This window comes from Pseudactinotalea sp. HY160, from assembly GCF_009372055.1.
Classification (GTDB): Bacteria; Actinomycetota; Actinomycetes; order Actinomycetales; family Beutenbergiaceae; genus HY158.
This window is the reverse complement of record NZ_WHMT01000006.1, coordinates 37,524-59,123: the sequence shown is the minus strand read 5'-3', so window position 1 is coordinate 59,123 and position 21,600 is coordinate 37,524. Positions and strand designations below refer to the sequence as shown.

Annotated in this window: 23 protein-coding genes; 10 read left to right on the top strand and 13 right to left on the bottom strand. The window is 71.6% G+C overall.

The genetic code is table 11. The features are described 5' to 3' along the window. Window positions 1-63 precede the first annotated feature (63 nt). Together GCG21_RS07615 and GCG21_RS07610 are read left to right on the top strand one after the other, a co-directional pair. Window positions 64-360 carry a hypothetical protein gene (locus GCG21_RS07615; RefSeq protein WP_152818777.1) on the top strand — a complete coding sequence of 99 codons (297 nt, stop codon included), beginning with the start codon at window positions 64-66 and terminating at the stop codon, window positions 358-360. A 144-nt stretch (window positions 361-504) separates the two neighbouring features. After that, window positions 505-1,398 carry an NAD(P)-dependent oxidoreductase gene (locus GCG21_RS07610; protein WP_152818775.1) on the top strand — a complete coding sequence of 298 codons (894 nt, stop codon included), beginning with the start codon at window positions 505-507 and terminating at the stop codon, window positions 1,396-1,398. Window positions 1,399-1,524: 126 nt separating this feature from the next. On the opposite strand, the gene GCG21_RS07605 is transcribed toward GCG21_RS07610, so the two are convergent. The 5 genes from GCG21_RS07605 to GCG21_RS07585 form a co-directional block, all read right to left on the bottom strand. Further along, window positions 1,525-1,947, bottom strand: coding sequence for a PIN domain-containing protein (locus GCG21_RS07605; RefSeq protein ID WP_152818773.1), 423 nt, complete (start codon window positions 1,945-1,947; stop codon window positions 1,525-1,527). Continuing rightward, window positions 1,944-2,231, bottom strand: a complete 288-nt coding sequence (locus tag GCG21_RS07600; protein ID WP_152818771.1) for a type II toxin-antitoxin system Phd/YefM family antitoxin — start codon at window positions 2,229-2,231, stop codon at window positions 1,944-1,946. The genes GCG21_RS07605 and GCG21_RS07600 overlap by 4 nt, the downstream gene beginning before the upstream one ends. Window positions 2,232-2,273: 42 nt before the next feature. Further along, entirely contained in the window at window positions 2,274-3,740 is a 1,467-nt protein-coding gene (locus GCG21_RS07595) for a DHA2 family efflux MFS transporter permease subunit (protein ID WP_228760139.1), read from the bottom strand. Window positions 3,741-3,979: 239 nt separating this feature from the next. Further along, complete coding sequence (locus GCG21_RS07590; protein WP_194164991.1) at window positions 3,980-5,599, bottom strand: DNA polymerase Y family protein; 1,620 nt, start codon at window positions 5,597-5,599, stop codon at window positions 3,980-3,982. Further along, entirely contained in the window at window positions 5,599-6,459 is an 861-nt protein-coding gene (locus GCG21_RS07585; protein ID WP_152818768.1) for a hypothetical protein, read from the bottom strand. The genes GCG21_RS07590 and GCG21_RS07585 overlap by 1 nt, the downstream gene beginning before the upstream one ends. A 170-nt stretch (window positions 6,460-6,629) precedes the next feature. On the opposite strand from GCG21_RS07585, the gene GCG21_RS07580 reads away from it, so the two are divergent. The 3 genes from GCG21_RS07580 (at window position 6,630) to GCG21_RS16695 (ending at window position 9,245) form a co-directional block, all read left to right on the top strand. After that, on the top strand, window positions 6,630-7,157 hold the full coding sequence (locus GCG21_RS07580; protein ID WP_152818766.1) for a YbhB/YbcL family Raf kinase inhibitor-like protein: 528 nt from the start codon (window positions 6,630-6,632) through the stop codon (window positions 7,155-7,157). Window positions 7,158-7,455: 298 nt separating this feature from the next. Further along, window positions 7,456-9,117: a sodium:solute symporter family protein gene (locus GCG21_RS07575; protein WP_228760138.1), complete on the top strand. Its 1,662-nt coding sequence runs from the start codon at window positions 7,456-7,458 to the stop codon at window positions 9,115-9,117. Further along, window positions 9,114-9,245: a putative transporter small subunit gene (locus GCG21_RS16695; protein WP_228760137.1), complete on the top strand. Its 132-nt coding sequence runs from the start codon at window positions 9,114-9,116 to the stop codon at window positions 9,243-9,245. Before GCG21_RS07575 ends, GCG21_RS16695 begins: the two co-directional genes overlap by 4 nt. A 118-nt stretch (window positions 9,246-9,363) precedes the next feature. On the opposite strand, the gene GCG21_RS07570 is transcribed toward GCG21_RS16695, so the two are convergent. After that, a complete protein-coding gene (locus GCG21_RS07570; protein WP_152818947.1) occupies window positions 9,364-10,287 on the bottom strand; it encodes a 5'-3' exonuclease in 924 nt (307 codons plus the stop codon). A gap of 92 nt (window positions 10,288-10,379) precedes the next feature. On the opposite strand from GCG21_RS07570, the gene GCG21_RS07565 reads away from it, so the two are divergent. Further along, a complete protein-coding gene (locus GCG21_RS07565; protein WP_152818764.1) occupies window positions 10,380-10,760 on the top strand; it encodes a hypothetical protein in 381 nt (126 codons plus the stop codon). A 26-nt stretch (window positions 10,761-10,786) separates the two neighbouring features. On the opposite strand, the gene GCG21_RS07560 is transcribed toward GCG21_RS07565, so the two are convergent. Together GCG21_RS07560 and GCG21_RS07555 are read right to left on the bottom strand one after the other, a co-directional pair. After that, on the bottom strand, window positions 10,787-11,704 hold the full coding sequence (locus tag GCG21_RS07560; RefSeq protein WP_370517386.1) for a formylglycine-generating enzyme family protein: 918 nt from the start codon (window positions 11,702-11,704) through the stop codon (window positions 10,787-10,789). Between the two features lie 243 nt (window positions 11,705-11,947). Then, on the bottom strand, window positions 11,948-12,940 hold the full coding sequence (locus GCG21_RS07555) for a zinc-binding dehydrogenase (RefSeq protein ID WP_152818761.1): 993 nt from the start codon (window positions 12,938-12,940) through the stop codon (window positions 11,948-11,950). A gap of 75 nt (window positions 12,941-13,015) precedes the next feature. Here GCG21_RS07555 and GCG21_RS07550 point away from each other — a divergent pair, with 75 nt between their 5' ends. Continuing rightward, on the top strand, window positions 13,016-13,846 hold the full coding sequence (locus tag GCG21_RS07550; RefSeq protein WP_370517385.1) for a TrmH family RNA methyltransferase: 831 nt from the start codon (window positions 13,016-13,018) through the stop codon (window positions 13,844-13,846). Between the two features lie 95 nt (window positions 13,847-13,941). Here GCG21_RS07550 and GCG21_RS07545 read toward each other — a convergent pair whose 3' ends face one another. The 4 genes from GCG21_RS07545 to GCG21_RS07530 form a co-directional block, all read right to left on the bottom strand. Continuing rightward, window positions 13,942-14,373: a DUF4234 domain-containing protein gene (locus GCG21_RS07545; protein WP_152818759.1), complete on the bottom strand. Its 432-nt coding sequence runs from the start codon at window positions 14,371-14,373 to the stop codon at window positions 13,942-13,944. A 306-nt stretch (window positions 14,374-14,679) separates the two neighbouring features. Continuing rightward, window positions 14,680-15,834 (bottom strand): SPFH domain-containing protein, encoded by a 1,155-nt coding sequence (locus GCG21_RS07540; RefSeq protein WP_152818757.1) that lies wholly within the window; start codon window positions 15,832-15,834, stop codon window positions 14,680-14,682. Between the two features lie 54 nt (window positions 15,835-15,888). After that, entirely contained in the window at window positions 15,889-16,356 is a 468-nt protein-coding gene (locus GCG21_RS07535; protein WP_152818755.1) for an NfeD family protein, read from the bottom strand. A 120-nt stretch (window positions 16,357-16,476) separates the two neighbouring features. Next, on the bottom strand, window positions 16,477-17,265 hold the full coding sequence (locus GCG21_RS07530; protein ID WP_152818753.1) for an ABC transporter ATP-binding protein: 789 nt from the start codon (window positions 17,263-17,265) through the stop codon (window positions 16,477-16,479). 63 nt (window positions 17,266-17,328) lie between these two features. On the opposite strand from GCG21_RS07530, the gene GCG21_RS07525 reads away from it, so the two are divergent. After that, a complete protein-coding gene (locus GCG21_RS07525; RefSeq protein WP_152818751.1) occupies window positions 17,329-18,078 on the top strand; it encodes a hypothetical protein in 750 nt (249 codons plus the stop codon). 114 nt (window positions 18,079-18,192) lie between these two features. Here GCG21_RS07525 and glgA read toward each other — a convergent pair whose 3' ends face one another. Continuing rightward, window positions 18,193-19,413, bottom strand: coding sequence for a glycogen synthase (gene glgA / locus GCG21_RS07520; RefSeq protein ID WP_152818749.1), 1,221 nt, complete (start codon window positions 19,411-19,413; stop codon window positions 18,193-18,195). Between the two features lie 151 nt (window positions 19,414-19,564). Between glgA and glgC the strand changes: the two genes are divergently transcribed. Further along, window positions 19,565-20,809: a glucose-1-phosphate adenylyltransferase gene (gene glgC, locus GCG21_RS07515; protein ID WP_152818747.1), complete on the top strand. Its 1,245-nt coding sequence runs from the start codon at window positions 19,565-19,567 to the stop codon at window positions 20,807-20,809. A 36-nt stretch (window positions 20,810-20,845) separates the two neighbouring features. Further along, a complete protein-coding gene (gene serB, locus GCG21_RS07510; protein ID WP_152818745.1) occupies window positions 20,846-21,508 on the top strand; it encodes a phosphoserine phosphatase SerB in 663 nt (220 codons plus the stop codon). The last annotated feature ends 92 nt before the right edge of the window (window positions 21,509-21,600 follow it).

Below are 21,600 nucleotides of genomic sequence, written 5' to 3'. Positions count from 1 at the left end.
AAATCGTGGAGGACCTGCTCGCCGAGGCGGCACCACCCTCTCTATTGAAAGAGACGTGTAAGCATGCACATCTTAGCAGCAGCTGCATCCGGGATTGTTATTGGAAGATTCGTCTACACGACCTGGAAACGGGGACGACAGCCCACCTGGCTACTCGTCGGCAACCTCGGGCTCGTGGGCCAGTTATTCCTCCTCAAAGATGAGACCACACTCCTGATCTCCTTCTTTGCGGCATTCGTTGCAACAGCCCTCATATCAATGCAATTGCCTGAGCAAAGCGGAGATCACGGCGACGAAGAGGACCTGCTCACTGCAGCCCAGACGCGGGAGGCCAGGGCGTCAGACGGTCCCGAGGGTTAGCGTGAGAGAAATGTGGGTAGCACAAGGGTCAAGTCCCGCAGCCTCGGCGACCTCTCGGTCGTCGAGAACGTCCACCGCCGCACACCCCCACATTCGGGCGCGACTCGGGGTGACCGCTCTCCGCCCGCCCGGTACCGTGAGCCCATGAGCACGGATCAGCGGATCGGTTTCATCGGCCCGGGGGCGATGGGGTCCCCGATGGCCGTCCATATCGCGCGGGCACAGGCCGCCACCGGGCGGGCGCTGCACGTGCACGCGCGCCGGCACGCGTCGGCGGAGGAGGCGCTCGCGGCGGGGGCCGAGTGGGCGCCCACGCCGGCCGATCTCGCGCGGGCGAGCGACGTCGTCCTCACGGTGTTGCCGGACCTGCCCGAACTCGAACAGGTCCTCGACGGCGAGACCGGGCTGCTCGCGGGCACGGACCATCCGCTCGTGCTCGTCGCGTGCTCGACGAGTTCGCCCGCGGGCGTGCGAGACCTGGGCGCGCGGCTCGCGGAACGCACCGGCGGGCGCGTCTCCCTCGTGGACGCGCCGATCAGCGGCGGGGTCGAGGGGGCGCGGGAGGGCTCCCTGAGCATCTTCGTCGGGGGCGATCACGACCCGGCCCGGGCGGCGGCCGCGGCGCTCGCCCCGTGCGGGAGTGCCGTGCACCTGGGCCCGCTCGGATCCGGGCAGGTGGCCAAGGCGGCCAATCAGCTCATCGTCGCGGCGACCACGGCCGCGCTGGCCGAGGCGCTCGTCGCCGCCGAGCGGGCCGGGCTCGACCTGGCCGCACTCGTGCCCATCCTCGCCGGCGGCTACGCGGGCTCACGGCTGCTCGAGGTCAAGGGGCAGCGCTTCGTCGACCACGACCACTCCCCCGCGAGCCCCGCCTCCTTCATGATCAAGGACCTGCGCTACGCCCACGAGGTCGCCCGCGCGTCGGGGATCCCCTCACCGGTGCTCGACGCGGCGGCCGGGGTCTACGACGCGATGGTCGCCGCGGGGCTCGGCGATCTCGACTCCTCCGGCGTGCAGGCCTACCTGGAGCGGGCGTGAGGCTCGGCCGATCCCGACGCGGGCAGCTGCGCAACGCACCGCCCTCGAGGAGGTCGCGCAGGTGCTACCGATCCATGGGTACGACCGAGACGTTGTCGAACACCCAGCGGTGTGACCGGCGCACGCTCAACGCGCCGGCAGATCATCTGGGTACACGACGTCGATCTCGGTGATCGCCCGGGGGAAGTCCTTGCGATTATCGGTGAGGAACCGGTCGGCACCGGCGGCCACGGCGCTCGCGAGGTGCACGGCATCCGCAGCGCGCAGGCGATAGGTGATCGACAGGGTCAGGGCGAGCCGCGCCGCCGCCTCGTCGACCGGGAGGAGCTCGATCCGGCTGAGCAGGCTCAGCAGCGCCGCCGTCTCGTCCGAATTCGGATCATCGCGCATGGGCTTCGCCAGCACCTCCGTGAGGAGTAGCACCGACCCGATCCCGACGATCGAGGGCGCATCGGTCGGGAAGAGCGCCGCCACCCGCGCCCCGGTCGGATGATCGGCGGCGGCGGCATAGATCAGGACGTCGGCGTGGAATGCCGTGAGGACGCTCACCGTTCGGCTCGACCGCGGCGGACGGCCTCGACCAGCCCGTCGGCACGTTCGATACTGATCGCGGCTCCCCTCACTGGGCGAGCCCGGGCTTCCTCGAGGAGCGCACGGATACGGTCGGCTTCACCCCATGCCCGGGAAGCACGCCGAGGCACGAGCGTTGCAGGATCCACCAGCACGGCGACGACGCGCCCGTGGCGCGTGATTGCGATCTGCTCACCGCCCTCGACGCGATCGAGTTGGGCGGGGAGGGTCTGACGCGCGACGCTCGCGCTGATCGTCTCCATGCATTGACTGTACGTGCTTGTACAAGCATGTACAATCGATCCTCAGCCGCCGGAGTCGGCGAGCGCGTCCGTCACGTCCGCGGCCTCCGCCGGGTCGGGGCGCTTGAACAGGCAGGCGACGACGACGGCGACGAGGCCGATGCCGCCCGCGACCATGAACCCGGCCCGGATGCCGGTCGCGTCGGGGATCCCGCCCGGGCTCGCGCTGCCGAGGGCCGCGACGGTGACGAACACGGCGCTTCCCAGTGCGCCCGCGACCTGCTGGAGGGTGGCGAGCAGGGCGCTCCCGTGCGAATAGAGATCGCTGGGCAGGGCGCTGAGGGAGTCGGTCATGAGCGGGGTCATCATGAGCCCGAGGGAGAGCATGAGGAGCACGTGGGCGGCGATGACCGCCCCGAGCGGGGCGCCGCCCCCGAGCAGGGCGAGGATCCACAGCGCCACGGTCATTCCGATCGCGCCGGGGATGACCAGCGGCCGGGCACCGACGCGGTCGTACAGGGCACCGACCGGCCGCGCGACCGCAGCCATGGCCAGGCCGCCCGGCAGGAGCGCGAGCCCCGCGACGAGGGTCCCGTGGTCGAGCACGTTCTGCAGATAGATGGGCAGCAGGATCGCGCCGGCCCCGATGAGGGCCATGAACAGGAACAGCGAGAGGATGAGCGCGAGCCGGAACCGGGGGCGCGTGAGCGTGCGCAGGTCGAGCAGGGGGCGGTCCTGACGCTGGAGCCGCCCCTGCCGCCACACGAACAGGGCGATGCCGGCGACGCCGATGACCAGCGACGCCCAGGGCGGCAGCACCCCGCCGCCCTGGCCGATGGAGGCGAGTCCGTAGACGATCCCGGCGAAGCCGATCGCCGAGAGCGCGACGGATACGAGGTCGAGTGGAACCCGGCGGGTCTCGTTCGGCACGTGCAGGCGGGCGATCCCGACCGTGAACATGGCGAGGGCCAGGATGAGCACGAGCCAGAACATCCACCGCCACCCGAAGGCGGCGAGGATCGCCCCGCCGACCGTGGGGCCGATCGCGGGCGCCACGCCGATGACGATGGAGATCGTGCCCATCGTGGCGCCGCGCCGCGAGGGGGGCACGAGGCGCATGACCGTCGTCATGACCAGCGGGATCATGACTGCCGTGCCGCACGCCTGCACCATCCGCCCGATGAGCAGCGCGGGGAAGGTGGGCGCCACGGCGCACAGGAGCGTGCCGGCGGCGAAGGAGCCGATCGCCATGAGGAAGATCCGGCGCGGGCTGAACCGCTGGAGGAGGTATCCGGTGGTCGGGATGACGACGGCCATGGTCAGCAGGAAGCCGCTGATGAGCCACTGCACGGTCGTGGTCGTGACCGACATGACCACGGCGAGATCGGGCAGCGCGATGGAGACGATCGTCTCGTTGAGGATCATCACGAACGCCGCGACGACCATGACCCCGATGATGAGGCCCGAGCCGGTGCTCGGGGCCTGCGGGTCGTCACGGGTGACGGCGGCCGGTGTGTGTTGCTCGGGCACTCGCGTGCTCCTTCCGTGGCCGAGCCGGTGATGCCCGTGACCATTCGTGTCTGTGCCGGGGCCGGATCTCCCGGCGCCGCCCCATGCGATCCGGACTCGAGCCGGTGGGTGGCGAATGCCCCAGAGCACGATACCGCCATCCGTCACCGGAGTCCCAGCTGATTTCCTCGATCGGTGACGAGCGTCTCCGCCCCATCGACGGGAGATCGGCGGTAGGTGGGCGGGCGCGGGCAGCGGCGTCAATCGTAGATTCCCTCGATCCACCATTCGCCCGCGCCGCCGCCGGCCGCTCCCGCCTGCCCACCGCCCACGGCGAGCAGGAAGGCCCCCTGGTCGCCGCAGAGCACCTGCAGGTGCGCGCGCACCGGTGGCGCGGGCCCGGCCGGATCGTCCTCCCACCACCGTTCGTGGAGTGGCCAGGGACCCGCCCAGCCCGTGATCCGCCGGGCCTCCGGCACCCCGGCCAGGGTCGCGGGATCGGCGGTGAGCATCCCCCGGTCGCTCAGATGGACGCTGTGGCCGCGCGCATCGAGCAGGGTCACGGGATGGCGACCGGCCGGGAGCCTCGCCGGCAGCGGCGGCGGGATCTGTCCGGGCCAGGGGGCCGCGGGCTCCCGGTCGGCGGTGGGGTCGTCGCCCCAGGCCACCATCCGGATCCGGTCGCGCGGCGACCGCCCGCCCTCGGCCACGGGGGTGAGCACTCCCTCCGGGCCGAGGAGGGACTGCATGCGCAACGCCGCCCGATGAGCCTGGGCCTGGCCGCGTCCGACCCGCCCCCAGAGCCCGTCGGTGGCGATCGCGGCGGGGCTGAGATCCTCGGCGCCGAGCTCGAGGAAGACGAGCGGGGCGCTGGGGGCGAGGCCGCTGCGCCCGGCGAGCCACCCCTCCAGCTGCCAGCGCACCCGGTCGGTCAGTTCATTCGCGGTCAGCGCGCCGTCGATACGCCAGCTGCGGCTCAGGGTGACGCCGTTCTGCGCGCGGGCGTTCACCCGCAGATAGGCGCAGACCATTCCTCGGCGCTGCAGCTGCCGGTGCAGATCCTCGGCCAGCCTGCGAGCGGCGAAGGCGGCCGCGTCGATCCGGGCCGCGGGCGGCTCCAGTTCGACGTGCACGGCGAGGTCCGGTTCGGGGCGGTAGGGCCGGGCCTCCTGCACGTCGCCCCCGCGGGCGAGCCGGTGGGCCTGGAGGCCCACGTCCCCGAACCGCGGCCCGACATGGGCCGGGCGCAGCCGGGCGACGTCTCCGAGAGTGGCGAGCCCGAGGCGCCGCCAGAGCCCGATCAGGTCCTCGTACTGGGCACGCATCGCCCGTGTACCGGCCGCGAGGAGCAGGGTGCGACTCGGGTGCGGGGCGAGGAAGGTGGGCGACTCCCCGGCCGGCACGAGCGCATGGCCCCGGGCCGCGAGGATCGCCGCCAGCAGCCCGTCGGCGACCCCGGCCTGCGCCTCGCTTCCCGCCTCGGCCACCGCGCCGATGAGGGAGTCGATCACCGCGTGCTCGCTGCCCTGATAGCGGGCCGCCCCGGCGATCCCGAGCTGGAGGAGTCCCGGGCGCAGAAGGGCCACCTCGGAGACGACCCCCTGGGCCGCCTGCACGATCGGGTCGAACGCGCGCAGGTCCCGACCGGGATCGGCGGGCGCGAACACCACCTGCGGGCACAGGCTCCGGGCGCTCCGGCCGGTCATCCCCACCCGCAGCCCCTGGCGACGGGCGGCGGCGGAGACCGCGGTCAGACACCGGCCGTCGTGCACCGCCGAGACGTCCCCGGCGGTGAGGAGTCCGTCGGCGATGGCCGCGACGACCGGCCAGTCCGGCACCCAGAGCACCGCGATCCGCCGCCCGACCGGTTCGGCGGCCATCATCCCACCCGCGCCAGGGAGGCCGGCATCTCCGCCGGCCCCTCGAGCCCGGTGAGCCCGTCGCCGTCCAGCCGGACCTGCATCGACCGGTCGACCCCCCGGCCGGTGAGGCGCACCCGGATCTCCTGGCCGCTCAGAAGGCCGAATCCGCGCTCGACGCCCTGCCAGCTGCGACCGGTCACCCGCACCGTCAGCGCCGCTCCCGGGCACGGCTCGCTCGTGAGCAGCACCCCCGAACGGTGACGCACCCGGTGGAGCAGGGAACGCAGCTCCCGTTCCCGCAGCCCCACCGCGGGCCCGAGGAGGACCGTCTCGAACCCGTCCACCGCCGCCGCCGCGACCCCCGCACCCCGTTCCCCCGGGTCGGGCACGACCACGACCCGGTCCAGATCGAGTCCCGCTCCCGCGGCCGCGGCCAGGCACAGGTCGGGCATCCCCACCACGGCGATCCACCCCTCCCCGCGGCCGGGACCGGTCGTGGCCGCGGCGGCGAAGGCCAGCAGCAACGACGTCGACCCCTCGATTCGGACGGCGCCCCCGCGCGGCAGGCCCGCGACGACCGGCGCGAACGGGGCCGGCACCGGAACCCAGCCGTCCGCGGGTCCCGCCCCCCAGGTCGGCACCTGATCGACCCGTTCGGCACGCTCGCTCCGATCGACCCGATCGACCTGCTCGGCGACTCCCGTTCGCGCCGGCGACAGCCCCCGGGGTCCGGGGGCGCGCACCCCGACCCGGTCCTCGGCCCGCCGCAGCACCTCGAGCGCACGCTCACGCCGCGCCTCCCACCCCTCCCGAGCATCCGCCCCGGCGAGACGACTCCCCGGGCGAGCTGCGTCGTCCTCCAGCATGCTTCGTGCCATGGCGATCACCTCCTGCCGCGACCGTAGGACCACCCGCCGACAGTCGAACGCGTGTTCTAGTGAACGTCGCCCGTCCCCGCCTGTCAACCGCATCCACCGCACCGCTCCGGGCCCACGTGTCGGCGGGCATGGGTACGGTGGACGCACAGCCCATCGACGTGAGGAACATCATGGATCTCGATCGCCCGAACGCCCCGGATCCCTACGGCCTGCTGCCCGCGGTGCCCTCGTTCGCACTCACCTCCACGGTGCTCGACGCCGGTGCGCGCCTGCCCGATCGGTTCAGCATCGGCGGGGCGAACGTCTCCCCACCGCTGGCCTGGTCCGGCTTCCCGGACCGGACCCGCAGCTTCACGATCAACTGCTTCGACCCGGACGCCCCCACCCCCGCCGGGTACTGGCACTGGGGCGTGGCGAACCTGCCCGTCGGCGTGACCGCGCTCGCCGAGGACGCCGGCAGCGGCGACGACACCCTCCCCGGCGGCGCCCTCCACGTGCGCACGGACGGCGGGGCCCTCGCCTACGAGGGCGCCGGGCCGCCTCCGGGCGACCGCGCCCACCGGTACGTGTTCGCGGTGCACGCCCTCGACGTGGACGCACTCGAGGTCACCGCCGCCACCTCCCCCACCAAGCTCGCCTTCCTCTCCCTGTTCCACACGCTGGCCCGGGCCACCCTCACGGTGACCTTCAGCAGCTGACCCACCCGCCTCCCCCGCCGACACGTCCGGGCTTTGCCGCATCGAGGGACCCGCTTGGTGCCGGGCAGTGCCGTCCATGGGCTATGGTCAGATGCTGGCGATCGGCCCCGGCCGCGTGGACCTACGAGTGCTCCTGCGGCCGCCGCGGTGATCGCCGCCCGGCTCGAGAGGTCGAGTCGGCACGTCAGCGTGCGCGAACGAGGAGAGTGATCACCACAGCCGAGACCTCGGCGGGCACCGCATGTCCACCGACACCATACGAAACTCGACGAATAATTGAACACGTGAGGAGGGGTGCGTGAACGAGCTGTTCCAGTTCAACACACTCACCATTATCGCATTATTGCTCTTCTTCTACGGGGGAACCTTCTGGATCTCCACCCGGATCGGGAAGAAGCAAGAGAACGCCGATGGATACATGACCGCCGGAAACAAGGTCGGTTTCGGCATCTCCGCGGCGAGCATGACCGCGACGTGGATCTGGGCATCATCGATGTACGCCTCGGCCACCTCCGGCTACACCTACGGCATCTCCGGACCGATCCACTACGGTCTCTGGGGCGCCCTGATGATTCTCTTCATCTACCCGTTCGGAAAGCGGATCCGCAAGGTCGCCCCCCGCGCCCACACGCTGGCCGAGGTGATGTTCGCCCGGCACGGCCGCTCGAGTCAGCTCATGCTGGCGGGGTCGAACGTCGTGGGCAGCGTCATCTCGCTCATGTCGAACTTCATCGCGGGCGGCGTGCTCATCAGCCTCCTCTCCCCGTTCAACTTCATCCAGGGCGTGATCATCGTGGCCTCGGGCGTGCTGCTGTACACGCTGTGGTCCGGCTTCCGCGCCTCCGTGCTCACCGACTTCATCCAGGTGATCGCGATGCTCGGGGCGGTCGCCGTGCTCATCCCGGTCATCTTCTTCGCCGCGGACTTTCCCACGATGTTCGAGTCCGGCGCCGCGAACCTCACCCCGCAGCAGTCGAACTTCTTCTCCTCCGACGCATTCATGAACCAGGGTGCGCCCTATATCGCGGCGGTCCTCGCCTACGCCATCGGTAATCAGACGATCGCCCAGCGGCTCTTCGCGGTGCGCAAGGATCTGATCAAGCCGACCTTCATCACGGCGACCGTCGGCTACGGCGCGATGGTCATCGGCGTGGGAATGCTCGGCGTCATGGCCCTGTACCTGGGCGTCGACCCCCTGGGCGGCGACCCGAACAACCTCGTGCCGCAGATGGCCGCGGAGTACCTCTCCCCCGTGCTGCTCGCGGTGTTCTTCATCATGATCATCGGGGCGCTGAGCTCGACCGCCGACTCCGACCTGGCGGCGCTCAGCTCGATCGTCATGACCGACATGTACGGCCAGAGCGTCGGCAAGGACAAGGCCGACCCGAAGCTCATGCTGACCATCGGCCGGCTCACCATGGTCGCGGCCTCCGCGATCGCCGTCGTCTTTGCCAGCATGCAACTGAATATTTTGGATCTCCTGGTATTCGTCGGGGCCCTGTGGGGCGCGCTCGTGTTCCCGGTCATCGCGAGCTTCTACTGGAAGAAGGTCACGAACGCGGCGTTCACGGTCGCGGTCATCGCCGCCCTCGTGGTGTTCCTCCCCGTGCGGTTCTCGCTCGTCTCGATGGACGGCGGGGTCGGCCTGATCGTCGACGTCCTCGCGATCGTCGGCGTCGGGGTCGTGCTCGGGCTCATGGCCTTCGGCTTCTTCGGCCTCAAGCCGGCGCTCATCATCGCCGCGGTCGCCACCCTCGGGGTCGCCCCGTTCGCGTTCGGGACGCTGCACACGTACGCAACCCTCAGTGGCTCGCTCGTGGCCTATTCGGTGAGCACGATCGTGTGTGCCGCGATGTCGTGGCGTTCGAAGGTCAACTTCGACTTCTCCCAGATCCAGAAGAGCGTCGGCGACTTCGACGACCGCGATGACGACAGCAACCGGGCGGAGGTGATGGCGTGACGACGTTTCTGCTGACCGTGTACATCCTCATGTGGCCGGTGATCGTCGCCGGTGTGCTGTTCGTGCTCTGCCGCGGGTTCATGAAGGAATGGCTCGAGGCCCGGCGCGAGGGCCGCGACATCATCTGACCGCTCGCCCACCCGGATCGATCCACCCGAACGCAGGCCCGCACCCGGCGGGCCTGCGTTCGCCGTGTTCAGCCGGGCTCAGCCGTGTTCAGCCGGGCTCAGCCGTGTTCAGCCGGGCTCAATCATGGTCGGCCGCCAGGGCCGCCCGCACCCGCGCGACCGAGCCGCCCAGGCCCCAGGTGTCGGCGAGGCGGGTCACGGCGGCCTCGTCGTCGAAGGCGTGCGGACGACGCAGCTCGCCCCAGTCCGCCGGGATCGGCAGGGTCCGGGTCACCTCGACCACCCGTGGGGCCACGTCGAGGTAGCCCGCCGCGGCGAGCAGGTTGGCGCGCACGCCGGCCGCGAGCGCCGTCGACGGGTCGGCGGCCGCCGCCCGGATCCCGGCGAGGGTGCCGAACTCGGCCAGGAGCCGGGCCGCCGTCTTGTCCCCCACGCCCTTGACGCCCGGGAGCCCGTCGGAGGCGTCCCCGCGCAGGGTCGCGAAGTCCGCGTACTGATCGGCGCGCACCCCGTACTTCGCCCGCACGACCTCGCCCGTGACCTGTTCGTGCCTGCCCACGCCGCGGGCCGTGTAGAGCACCCGGATCTCGCGCTCGTCGTCCACGAGTTGGAAGAGGTCCCGGTCGCCGGTGACCACGTCGGCGGGCATTCCGGCCGTCGTCGCGAGCGTGCCGATCACGTCGTCCGCCTCGTATCCGTCGACCCCACGGACGGCGATGCCCATCGCCGCGAGCACCTCGGCGATCACCGGCACCTGAACCGCGAGGGCATCGGGCACCTCCTCGGCGTCGACGCCACCGCCGCCGGCCGCGCGCGCGAGCCGGTGCTCCTTGTAGCTGGGCAGGAGTTCGACCCGCCAGGTCGGGCGCCAGTCGTTGTCCCAGCAGCACACGAGGTGGCTCGGGGCGTAGTCGGACACGAGCCGCGCGATGAAGTCGAGCAGCCCGCGCACCGCGTTGACCGGTGTGCCATCGGGCGCACGCAGCGAATCGGGCATCCCGAAGAAGGCTCGGAAGTAGAGCGATGCGGTGTCGAGCAGCATGGTCCTCATGCGAGAAGAGTCTGGCAGACGTTCCGCCGAGCCCGTCGGCCGATCCGATGATCGCCGTCGACCCACCGTGATAGACAGAAGACATGAACGGGGCGTCCACGGCCGATTGGTTCCGGCTCCCCGCGCGCGATCGCATCCGGGTGATCCGGGCCATCGACCGAGGCGAACGGATGCCCGACGACGACCTTCGTCCGATCGCCGCGATGATGGCCGAGGGCCACCTGGCGGGCTGGGGGCTCTCGGCGCTGCGATATCGGGACCGGTTCGTCTTCGCCGCGGGCGTGTACGCGGCGGCGGCGCTCCTTGTCGCCCTCACCGGGCCATGGTGGCAACTGGTGCTGCTCACCGTTCTGGTCGCGCTCGGATTCCTGGCCGGCCTCTGGTTCACCGAGCGACAGGCCCGACGCCTACGGCCGGCATGGCGACGCGCAGTCACGGCCAACCGCGACGCCTCGAAGAGCTGACGGGGCGCGAAGGCGACCGCCACCCCTCAAGCGTCGAAGGCGATCCGGAACCCCTGGTTCCCGGAGGCCGAATCGGCACTGTTCTGCGTGCGCGCCGCCACCCGGTAGCGGTTGCAGTAGGAGTCGTGGCACAGGTAGGAGCCGCCGCGCATGACCCGCAGCATGCCGTCTCCCCCGTCCGAGGCGACGAGCGGATCGGTCACAGGGCCGGCCGGGTGGCGCACGCGCCACCGGTCGGCGCACATCTCCCACACGTTCCCGGCGACGTTGTACAGGCCGTATCCGTTCGGCGGAAAGCTGCGCGCAGGCGCCGTGCCGCGGTAGCCGTCCGCGGCGGTGTTCTTCGTGGGGAAGGTGCCTTGCCAGATATTGCACCGGTGCTCCCCGACCGGGGTGAGGTCGTCTCCCCACGGGTACCGGGCGCCCACGAGCCCGCCCCGGGCGGCGTACTCCCATTCGGCCTCGCTCGGGAGGCGTCCGCCGGCCCAGGCCGCGTAGGTCTCGGCGTCGCGCCAGGAGACGTGCACCACCGGATGGTCGCCGCGGTCGGACACGTCCGAGTCGGGGCCCTCGGGGTGGTTCCAGGCGGCGCGGGGCACGGCCGACCACCACGGCGCCTGCGCGACCCGCATCTCCCGCCGGCGTAGGTGGCCGGGCAGGAAGGCGACGAAAGTGAACGACCAGCCGAGCTCCTCGGCCTCCGTCACATACCCGGTCTGTTCGACGAAGGCGGCGAATTCGCTGTTCGTCACGGTGGTCGCCCCGATCGCGAACGGGCTCAACGTGGCCTCGCGGATCGGCCCCTCCCCGTCGAGGGGGTTCGCGTCGGGATCGTTCCCGCCCATGCGGAACGTGCCACCGGGCAGGTGCACCGGATCGGGCACGCCCGCCGGGCGCCGCTCCCGCGCATGGACGACGCCGCCCGCCCCTCGTAGCGGCGTCACCGTCTCGACTGGGCCGACAGAGGCGACAGTGCCGACAGAGCCGCCGGGTCCGACAGTGCCGCCGGGGCCGCCGGGCCGGTCGCCTGGTCGGCCCGGCGCGCAGCACGCCGCCGGCGCATCGTGATTCATCCCGCCATGGTGCCACGCCGGGCCCGACTGCCCGGAGCTCCGCTCATCACCGGGGATCATCGGATGACGACCGCGCACGGGCCACGCTGTCGGTTCGAGTACATCGAATGAGGCCTATTGCCCCGGCCGGAGCACGATCCGCCCGCGCACCTGCCCCGCCTCCATGCGCCGGTGGGCATCGGCGGCCTCGGACAGCGGCAGCACCTCGGTGACGTCGGCCGTGAGCGTGCCGGCGGCAAGGCCCGCATTGAGCCGGGCGGCGGCGCGGGCGAGCTGATCCACCCGGGCGCGGGAGTTCACGAACCCGACCACGTCGATGTCCCGGGTGTAGATCCGGGCCCACGGCACGGGCGCGGGCTCCGGCCCGGCCGCCGAGACGAGGATGCGGCCCCCGGGGGCGGTCACGTCCGCGAGGGTTCCGTAGTCCATCCGGCCCGAGGTGTCCCAGGCGATGTCGACCCCGGTCGGCACCACCCCGGCGAGCCGGGCCCCCAGGTCGGGCTCATGGTGGTCGAGCACCACGTCGGCACCGGCCGCGAGTACCCGGCCGGCATCCCGCGGGGAGGCGGTGGCGACGATCCGCGCCCCCGCCCCGGCGGCGAGCACCACCGCGGCCGTGCCGACGTTCCCGCCGCCCCCGCCCACGAGTACGGTCTGCCCGGCGCGCAGCCCGCCGTGGGAGAACCAGCCGAGCGCGGCAGTGCTCCCCGGATGGGCGAGCGCGACCGCCCGGGCCGGGTCGGCGCCGTCCGCAAGCGGATAGCACCGCTCGGCGGGAACCACGGCCCGGTCGGCGAAGGCCCCCTGGAGGCCGTCGTGGCCGATGCTGTTCGCCCACACCCACTGGCCCGTCCGGAAGGGGGTGTGCGCCGGGGCGAACGCGACCCGGCCCACGAGGTCCCGGCCGAGCACGAGCGGCAGCGGCACGGCCGTGGGGTAGCGGCCGGAGCGCACGAGGGTGTCGACCGGGTCGAGCGCGACGGCCTCGACGTCGACGAGCACGTCGTTCCCGCCGGGGGCCGCGACCTCGAGCGGGCCGTAGCGGATGTTCTCGACCGGCCCGAGTTCGCTCACATAGGCCGCCGTCACCTCGATCGTCGCGGGCATCGGCTCGCTCCCTCCCGTCGGTCCGGACTCCTCCTCGAGGCTACGCCCGCCCGCCAGGGGCTATCGTGTGCTCCCGTGCCGATCGTCGATCTGAGCGACCCGTCCGTTCCCGCCCATGCCGCGCTCCCGCTGCCCGAGTACACCCGGCTGACCGATGTGGCCCTGCGGCGCCGCCTCGAACCCGAGCGCGGCCTCTACCTGGCCGAGTCCACGAACGTCATCGCCCGCGCGGTCGAGGCCGGGCACGAGCCGATCTCGTTCCTCACCGCCCCGCGCTGGCTGCCCGACCTGGACCCGCTGTTGCGGCGCACCGGCGCGGGCGAGTACGGGCACGTGCCGGTGTACGTGGCGCCGGAGGAGGTGCTCGAGAAGATCACGGGCTTCCACCTGCACCGCAGCGCGATCGCGGCGATGCACCGGCCCGAGCTGCCCGCCGTGGCCGACGTGCTCCGCGGGGCGCGCCGCGTGGCCGTGCTCGAGGGGATCACCGACCACGCGAACGTGGGCGCCGCGCTCCGCAGCGCCGCGGGCCTGGCGGTCGATGCGGTGCTCGTGACCCCCACGTGTGCCGATCCGCTGTACCGGCGCAGCATCCGGGTCTCGATGGGCACGGTGTTCCAGGTGCCGTGGACGAGGATCGATCCGTGGCCCGGCGGCCTCGGGCAGCTGCGTGCCGCCGGCTTCACCACCGCGGCCCTGGCGCTGCGCGAGGATGCCCTCACCCTCGACGAGCTCGCCGCCGATCCGCCCGAACGGCTCGCCCTCATCCTCGGAACCGAGGGCCCTGGCCTGTCCGAGGCCACGATCGCGGCCGCCGACCTCGCCGTACGGATCCCGATGAGCCACGGGGTCGACTCCCTCAACGTGGCGGCCGCGGCCGCGGTGGCGTTCTGGGCCACGCGATAGGCCGCCTCCGGGACGCGGGTGGCCCCGGCCTTCGACAACGGCATCCGCATCACTCCATGCCGGCGAATGGCCCATCGTTTCTATCAGACGTTGCGTCAGCCTCGAAAATTATAGTCGGCACACAACTGGTTCATGGCCTTGAGCCACCTGTGCATAAAAACATATGGGCCGATGACGATCAGGATGCCCAGCGTCCCCCAGAGCCAGAAGTCCGCGGGCGTCACAGTGGGCTGGAGCCCCCGGCGTCGGAGTTCGTTTCTGATTCGACCCGACGTCTTGTGCCACCACACCATCTGCGCGATCCCGAGCGTGATCGGACCGACAAGAAGGGCGAGCAGCCAGTAGTTCATCGAGCGCTTGTTGTCCCATCGCCCAGCCACCGAGTTCAGATCCTCGCCCGCGCGCGCAGTCACCCAGAGCGCATAGATTCCCAACGTCAGTAGGCCGAGGAGAATAAATTTCACGAGCGAGCGATTGGTATCGAAGTTGCCACGGGGCGGGGCGACGACAGCAGGATACTGGGACATGGTCGGCTGCTCCTGTGTGGGTAAGAATCTCACAATGAGTGACGTCGACGACGACGTCCGATGATGGATCGGACCATAGCAGGTCGGGTCAGGCGATGTGATCCCTCATCATGGCTTGCGGTTTCAGAAGAGCCCGAATTGTCCTTCTCGAGCACCACCCGCGCGAGCCGGCGACCTGGGTATTCTCAACACGCTCCAGGAGAGTCCCGCATACCCAGCTGCCCCATGGCCCCGACCCGGGTCCTCTCGTCCCTCTCCAGCAGGGTCGAGAGGACCCGGGTGCGCCGGGTTCCCGCGTCCACTCGGCTACTGCGAGGCCGGGGTGGAGGGGAACTGCTGGGTCGAGGACGGCGCCGGCGGCTGGTCTGCGGGCAGCTGGCCCGCCTCGGCCGCCTTCTCGAACCGCCTGCCCGAGGTGATGCCGGCCGAGGTCGCCTCGGCGGAGGCCTCGTTCACCTGGCCGCGGGCCTCGGCGAGCGCCTCGGCCGGATCCTGCAGCGACGGCTCCGGCAGGTCCACCCCGAAGCCCTCCGTCGGCTTCCCCCGCGCCTCGGAAGGCTCGAATCCGGCCGGCGGGGTCTGGCCGCCGAAGGCGCCGGCGATCGAGCCGAGCGCGGCGGTGAACTCCGTGGGAACGACCCACAGCTTCGAGGCGGTCCCGTTCGCGATCTGGGGCAGCATCTGCAGGTACTGGTAGGCGAGCAGCTTCGGATCGGCGTCGCCGGTGTGGATGGCGTCGAACACCTGCAGGATCGCCCGCGACTCACCCTGTGCCCGCAGGATCGCCGACTGCGCCTGCCCCTCGGCCCGCAGGATCGCCGACTGCTTCTCGCCCTCCGCCGTGAGGATCGCGGACTGCTTGACCCCCTCCGCCGTGAGGATCGCGGCGCGCCGGTCCCGCTCGGCGCGCATCTGCTGCTCCATCGAGCCCTGCACGGAGGCGGGCGGGTCGATCGCCTTGAGCTCGACCCGGTTGACGCGGATTCCCCAGCGGCCGGTCGCCTCGTCGAGCACGCCGCGCAGCTGCCCGTTGATCTGATCGCGCGAGGTGAGGGTCTGCTCGAGGTCCATCGAGCCGATGACGTTGCGCAGCGTGGTCACGGTCAGCTGCTCGATGCCCATGATGTAGTTGGCGATCTCGTAGGTCGCGTCCTTCGGGTTCGTCACGGTGAAGTAGATGACCGTGTCGATCGAGACCACGAGGTTGTCCGAGGTGATGACCGGCTGCGGGTCGAACGTGACCACCTGCTCGCGCAGGTCCACGCCCGCGCGCACCTTGTCCACGAACGGCACGAGGAAGTGCAGGCCGGCGTAGTAGGTCGTCTGATAGCGACCGAGCCGCTCGATGATGAGCGCCACGGCCTGCGGCACGATCCGGATCGACTTCTTGAGCGCGACGATGATGAACAGCGCCGCCGCGATGAGCAGGATGAGCAGGAAAACTTTGAACGGATCGTCCATGGGGGTCCCCTCCGGGTTGTTCGCGCGGGTGATGAGCCTGTGGACGGCGCCCGGTCAGGCGCCGTAGGCCCCGTACGGGTTCTGCGGGTCGGCGCTCTGCCGCGCGATCACGACGGCGGTGGCGCCGTCGATGCGCACCACCTCGACGGTCGTGCCGACCGGGAGCACCCCGGGCTGTTCGGTGCGCGCGGTCCACACCTCGCCCTCCAGCTTGACGCGCCCCGAGTGGTCGCTCACGTCGGCCACGACCGTGGCGATCCGGCCCACGTGGGCCATCGTGCCGGTGGCCGAGTCGGGGGTGTGGGAGGCGAGCCTGCGCTGGGCGATGGGGCGCACGATGAACAGCAGCAGCCCCGCGACCACGAGCGCGATGATCACCTGGGCGTAGATCGGGGCGCCGAGCGCCCCGGAGAGCGCGCCGGCGAGCGCTCCCCCGGCGAGCATGAGGAACAGCAGGTCCACGGTGAGCATCTCGATGACGCCCAGCACGAGCGCGAGACCCACCCACCAGAGCCAGCCCATCTCAGTGTCCTTCCGACAACATCCGGCACCCACAGCGGGCACGGCACACACAGCAGGCACGCCACACATGGTGCCCACAGCGCAAGGATCTCACGCAATCCCCGGCCGCGCTCGACCCGCTCACGAGTGCAGGGCCCGCGCGGCGTAGCGGCCCTGCGAGCGGGTGACCATGAGCTCGAGGCCGAAGGTGGTCGAGAGGTTCTGGGGCGTGAGCACCTCGGCGAGGGGCCCGGACGCGACCGCCCCGCCCTCCCGCAGTAGGAGCGCGTGGGTGAATCCCGGCGGGATCTCCTCCACGTGGTGGGTGATGAGCACGAGCACGGGGGAGTTCGGGTCGCCGGCGAGCTCGGTCAGCGCGGCCACGAGGTCCTCCCGGCCGCCGAGGTCGAGTCCGGCGCCGGGCTCGTCGAGGATGAGGAGTTCGGGGTCGGTCATGAGGGCGCGGGCGAGCTGGACGCGCTTGCGTTCCCCCTCCGAGAGGGTGCCGTAGTAGCGGTCCGCGAGCGCGCCGACGCCGAAGGCCGCGAGCAGGTCCCGGGCGCGCGCGAGGTCCAGCTCCTCGTAGCTCTCGCGCCACCGGCCGGTCACGCCGTAGGAGGCGGTGAGCACGATGTCGATCACCCGCTCGCCGCCGGGGAAGCGGCCGGCGAGCGCGGCGCTCGCGAGCCCGATCCGGGGACGCAGCTCGAACACGTCGACCCGGCCGAGCCGTTCCTCGAGGATCTCGACGGCACCACTCGTGGGGTGCAGGTGCGTGGAGGCCAGCTCCATGAGCGTGGTCTTCCCCGCCCCGTTCGGGCCGAGCACCACCCATCGCTCCCCCGCCGAGACCGACCAGTCCACGTGGTCCAGGATGTTCTTCGCGCCGCGGCGCACGGTCACATCGTCGAACTGCAGTACATCGCCCATGGGCCAAACCCTAATGGACGACCCGGCCGTTCTCGCCGCGCCATGCTCCGGTACCGTTGATCCGTGCATCTGTCCCTGCCCCGCAGTGTCGTGGCCGCCACGTGGATCGCCCACAGCGACCCCCGCGGAGACTGGCTCGCCCCCGCCGTCGAGGCGATCAGCGGCGACGACGAGCCGCACCGCACGACCGGCTCCGAACCGCTCGCGGCCCTGCTCTCCCGGTTCGCGGCCGCGCACGTGCGCTCGCCCGTGCTCGCCCCGCTGCCCGTGCCGCACGACCCGGCGGGGATCGGCGGCCCGGCCGGGATCGCAGCCGTGGACGCCGGGGAGTGCCTCGTGTGCCCGGCCGCGCTCGTGGCCGTGCCCGAGGTGCTCGCGTTCGGGTCGGCGCTCGAGCCCGGGGCGATCGTCACCTGGGAGGTGTTCGAGCAGCCGAGCAATCCCCCGCTCGCCACCCCCGCGGATGGACGACGCATGGTCGCCGAGGCGCTCGTCGTCGCCGTCGACGCGCTCGAGTCGGTCGACGTGGCCCGCTGGCGCCCCGAGGCCGCCGAGGACATCGCGGCGCTCGCCACGAACGAGGTGCCGGCCTCGATCGAGGCGGTCCTGCCCGGGCAGCTGGATCGGCGCCGCCGGGAGCTGCTCGGCCGGGCCGCCCGGCTCGAGGCGATCGCCGACCTGGCCCTGGCCGACGACGGCGCCGCCGTGAACGTGTGGCAGGCCGATCAGCGGGGCGCGGCGCTGCGGCACGTCGTGACCGCCGCCCGCACCGCGATGGTCGCCGCGAGCACGTTCGGCCCGCGCGAGTCCTGACGCCGGTCGCCCGTCACGCAACGGCGGGCCCGCGCCGAACGCGGGATTTCGTGCAGCAGGCGACTGACGACCTCGACAAAATCCCGCGTTCGGCGGGATCGGCGCCTCGGGCGGTCAGGACCGCCAGGAGGCGAGCACGTCCTCGTAGACGGCCACGGTCTCCCGGGCGATCCGGGTCCAGGTGAAGTGCTCCTCGACCCGATCGCGGCTGGCGAGGCCCATGGCCGCCGCCCGGTCGCGGTCGGTGAGCAGCGTCGTCAATTCGCGGGCGAAGTCGGACACGAACGCCTCCGCGTCGAGCGGGGCGCCGGTGACCGGGTCGACGTCGCCGAGGGAGACGAGCGTGCCGGTCTGTCCGTCGGCCACGACCTCGGGGATGCCGCCGGTGGCCGAGGCGACCACCGGCACGCCCACGGCCATCGCCTCGAGGTTGACGATGCCGAGCGGCTCGTAGATCGAGGGGCAGGCGAACACGGTCGAGGCGCCGAGCAGGCCGAGCAGTTCGGCCCGCGGCAGCATCTCGGAGATCCAGACGACCCCGGTGCGCTCGCGCTGCAGCTCCTCCACGGCGGCCCTGATCTCGGCGGCCAGCTCGGGGGTGTCGGGGGCGCCGGCGCACAGGATGACCTGCGCCTCCGCCGGCAGTTGGGCGATCGCCCGCAGCAGGTAGGGCACGCCCTTCTGGTGGGTGATCCGGCCGACGAAGCTGACGGTCGGGCGGGATCGGTCCACGCCGTGCCGGGCCGCGATGGCGTCGATCTCCCCGTCTGTGGGGCGCCGCCACAGGTCGAGGTCGACCCCGTTGTGGATGACGACCACCTTCGCCGGGTCGATCTGGGGGTAGGCGCGCAGGATGTCCTCGCGCATGCCGTCGCTCACGGCGATGACGCGGGCCGCGCCCTCGTAGGCGGTGCGCTCGGCCCACGAGGAGACGGCGTAACCCCCGGCGAGCTGCTCGGCCTTCCACGGCCGCAGCGGTTCGAGGCTGTGGGCGCTGAGCAGGTGCGGGATGTCGTTGATGAGGCCGCCGAGGTGGCCCGCGAGGTTCGCGTACCACGTGTGGGAGTGCACGAGGTCGGCGTCGACGTCGGCGGCCATCTGCACGTCCACGCCGAGGGTCGCCAGCGCCGGATTGGCACCGGTGAGCCCGGCCGGCACGTCGTAGCCGTACACGTCGCGGGCCCCGTCGATGTCGGCGACGTCGCGGGGGCCGTCGAAGCACCGCACCCCCACGTCGATCAGGGCGCGCAACTCCCGCGCTAGTTCGGACACGTGGACGCCGGCGCCGCCATAGATATGGGGCGGATACTCCCGGGTGAGCAGTTCGACGCGCATGCCCCTCATGGTGCCATGACTGCCGAGGCGAGGGGCTCGATTCGTCCCGTCCCACCGCCCGCCGCGTCCGAATGCTGGGCACGTGATCGGGAATCGGCCGTCGGCGCGGGAATCGCCCGCATCCGGGCGGGAAAAGCCTTAGGGTCGAGGCATGGTCGCACCCCGAGTTCTCGCAATCGTGCTCGCCGGCGGCGAGGGCAAACGCCTCATGCCCCTCACCACGGAACGAGCCAAGCCCGCCGTACCGTTCGGCGGCATCTACCGCCTCATCGACTTCGCCCTGTCGAATGTCGTCAATTCCGGCTACCTGCGCGTCGTCGTGCTCACGCAGTACAAGTCGCATTCGCTCGACCGGCACATCGCGAAGACCTGGCGGATGTCCTCCCTGCTGGGCAACTACGTCGCCCCCGTGCCGGCCCAGCAGCGGGTGGGCAAGAACTGGTTCCTCGGCAGCGCGGACGCGATCTACCAGTCCCTCAACCTGCTCGACGACGAGCGCCCGGACATCGTGGTGGTCGTCGGCGCCGACCACGTGTACCGCATGGACTTCTCGCAGATGGTCGCCGATCACATCGACTCGGGTGCGGAGCTGACGGTCGCCGGGATCCGCCAGCCGATCGCGCTCGCCGACCAGTTCGGCGTGGTCGACGCCGACGCCGACGATCCCGCCCGGATCGCGGCGTTCCTGGAGAAGCCGACCGAGCCCACGGGCCTGGCCGACTCCCCCGGCGAGGTGCTCGCCTCGATGGGCAACTACGTGTTCAACGCCGACGCCCTCTTCGACTCCGTCACGAAGGACGCCGCGAACCCGGACTCCCGCCACGACATGGGCGGTGACATCGTGCCCTATTTCGTCGAGCGCGGCGAGGCCGGCCTGTACGACTTCATCCGCAACGAGGTGCCCGGGTCCAAGCCCCGCGACCAGGACTACTGGCGCGACGTGGGAACCCTCGACTCCTACTACGAGGCGAACATGGACCTCATCGCGGTCGAGCCCGTGTTCAACCTCTACAACGACGACTGGCCGCTGTACACCGGCTACGTCGGCCTCCCGCCGGCGAAGTTCGTGCACGCGACCGGCGACCGGGTGGGGCGGGCGACCGACTCGATCATCTCCCCCGGGGTCGTCGTCTCCGGCGGGGAGGTCGCCGGGTCGGTCCTGTCCCCCGGCGTGCGCATCAACTCGTGGGCGACCGTGGGGGGCTCCGTGCTCCTCGACGGCGTCAAGGTGGCCCGGCACGCCCAGGTCCAGAACGCGATCCTCGACAAGAACGTCACGGTCGAGGAGGGCGCGAGCGTGGGCATCGACGCGGAACTGGACGCCGAGCGCGGGTTCACCACGACCGCCGAGGGCGTGACCGTCGTGCCGAAGGGTGCCCGGATCGCGAAGCGCTGAGTCGCCGGCGCGCGCCCGCCCTCTACGATCACAGGCATGACTGCTCGCCATCTCCTCGTCATGGACGTGGACTCCACGTTCATCACCTCCGAACAGATCGACCTGCTCGCCCGCCGCGCCGGCCGGGAGGCCGAGGTCGCGGCCGTCACCGAGCGCGCCATGGCCGGCGAACTCGACTTCACGGCCTCGCTCCGCGCCCGCGTGGCGGCGCTGGCGGGCCTGGAGGAGGGCGCGATCGCGGCCGTGCGCTCCGAGCTCGAGTTCACCCCGGGGGCCCTCGAGGTCGTGCGCCGGTGCGCCGGCGCCGGCTGGCCGGTCGCGCTCGTCTCCGGCGGTTTCCACAACATCATCGACGAGTTCGTCGCGGACCTGCCGATCGCCTACGTGCGCGCCAACACGCTCGTGGTCTCCGGCGGCATGCTCACCGGGGAGGTGACCGGCCCGATCATCGACCAGGCCGCCAAGGAGCGGCATCTGCGCGCATTCGCCGCGGCCGAGGGCATCGACCTGGCCCACACGATCGCGATCGGGGACGGCGCCAACGACCTCGACATGGTGCGCGCCGCCGGGCTCGGGGTCGCCTTCGCCGCCAAGCCCGTGCTCGTGGCGGCGGCCGACCTCGTGCTCCCCGGCCCGCGTCTGGACGACGTGCTCACCCACCTGGCGGGCACGCTCGCCCCGCTGCCGGGAGACGGGTAGTTCACCCCATTGCACCGGCCGGACCGACCCCGATAGCTTTTCGATCATGCCGTCACCCTCGACTTTCGATGAGATTCGCGCGTTCGTACAAG

What these genes read in the sequence shown, in the direction of transcription:
- GCG21_RS07615 (WP_152818777.1), top strand. Translation starts at nt 64, where the DNA reads ATGCACATCTTAGCAGCAGCTGCATCCGGGATTGTTATTGGAAGATTC.
- GCG21_RS07610 (WP_152818775.1), top strand. Translation starts at nt 505, where the DNA reads ATGAGCACGGATCAGCGGATCGGTTTCATCGGCCCGGGGGCGATGGGG.
- GCG21_RS07600 (WP_152818771.1), bottom strand. Translation starts at nt 2,231, where the DNA reads ATGGAGACGATCAGCGCGAGCGTCGCGCGTCAGACCCTCCCCGCCCAA.
- GCG21_RS07590 (WP_194164991.1), bottom strand. Translation starts at nt 5,599, where the DNA reads ATGGCCGCCGAACCGGTCGGGCGGCGGATCGCGGTGCTCTGGGTGCCG.
- GCG21_RS07585 (WP_152818768.1), bottom strand. Translation starts at nt 6,459, where the DNA reads ATGGCACGAAGCATGCTGGAGGACGACGCAGCTCGCCCGGGGAGTCGT.
- GCG21_RS07580 (WP_152818766.1), top strand. Translation starts at nt 6,630, where the DNA reads ATGGATCTCGATCGCCCGAACGCCCCGGATCCCTACGGCCTGCTGCCC.
- GCG21_RS07570 (WP_152818947.1), bottom strand. Translation starts at nt 10,287, where the DNA reads ATGCTGCTCGACACCGCATCGCTCTACTTCCGAGCCTTCTTCGGGATG.
- GCG21_RS07565 (WP_152818764.1), top strand. Translation starts at nt 10,380, where the DNA reads ATGAACGGGGCGTCCACGGCCGATTGGTTCCGGCTCCCCGCGCGCGAT.
- GCG21_RS07555 (WP_152818761.1), bottom strand. Translation starts at nt 12,940, where the DNA reads ATGCCCGCGACGATCGAGGTGACGGCGGCCTATGTGAGCGAACTCGGG.
- GCG21_RS07545 (WP_152818759.1), bottom strand. Translation starts at nt 14,373, where the DNA reads ATGTCCCAGTATCCTGCTGTCGTCGCCCCGCCCCGTGGCAACTTCGAT.
- GCG21_RS07540 (WP_152818757.1), bottom strand. Translation starts at nt 15,834, where the DNA reads ATGGACGATCCGTTCAAAGTTTTCCTGCTCATCCTGCTCATCGCGGCG.
- GCG21_RS07535 (WP_152818755.1), bottom strand. Translation starts at nt 16,356, where the DNA reads ATGGGCTGGCTCTGGTGGGTGGGTCTCGCGCTCGTGCTGGGCGTCATC.
- GCG21_RS07530 (WP_152818753.1), bottom strand. Translation starts at nt 17,265, where the DNA reads ATGGGCGATGTACTGCAGTTCGACGATGTGACCGTGCGCCGCGGCGCG.
- glgA (WP_152818749.1), bottom strand. Translation starts at nt 19,413, where the DNA reads ATGCGCGTCGAACTGCTCACCCGGGAGTATCCGCCCCATATCTATGGC.
- glgC (WP_152818747.1), top strand. Translation starts at nt 19,565, where the DNA reads ATGGTCGCACCCCGAGTTCTCGCAATCGTGCTCGCCGGCGGCGAGGGC.
- serB (WP_152818745.1), top strand. Translation starts at nt 20,846, where the DNA reads ATGACTGCTCGCCATCTCCTCGTCATGGACGTGGACTCCACGTTCATC.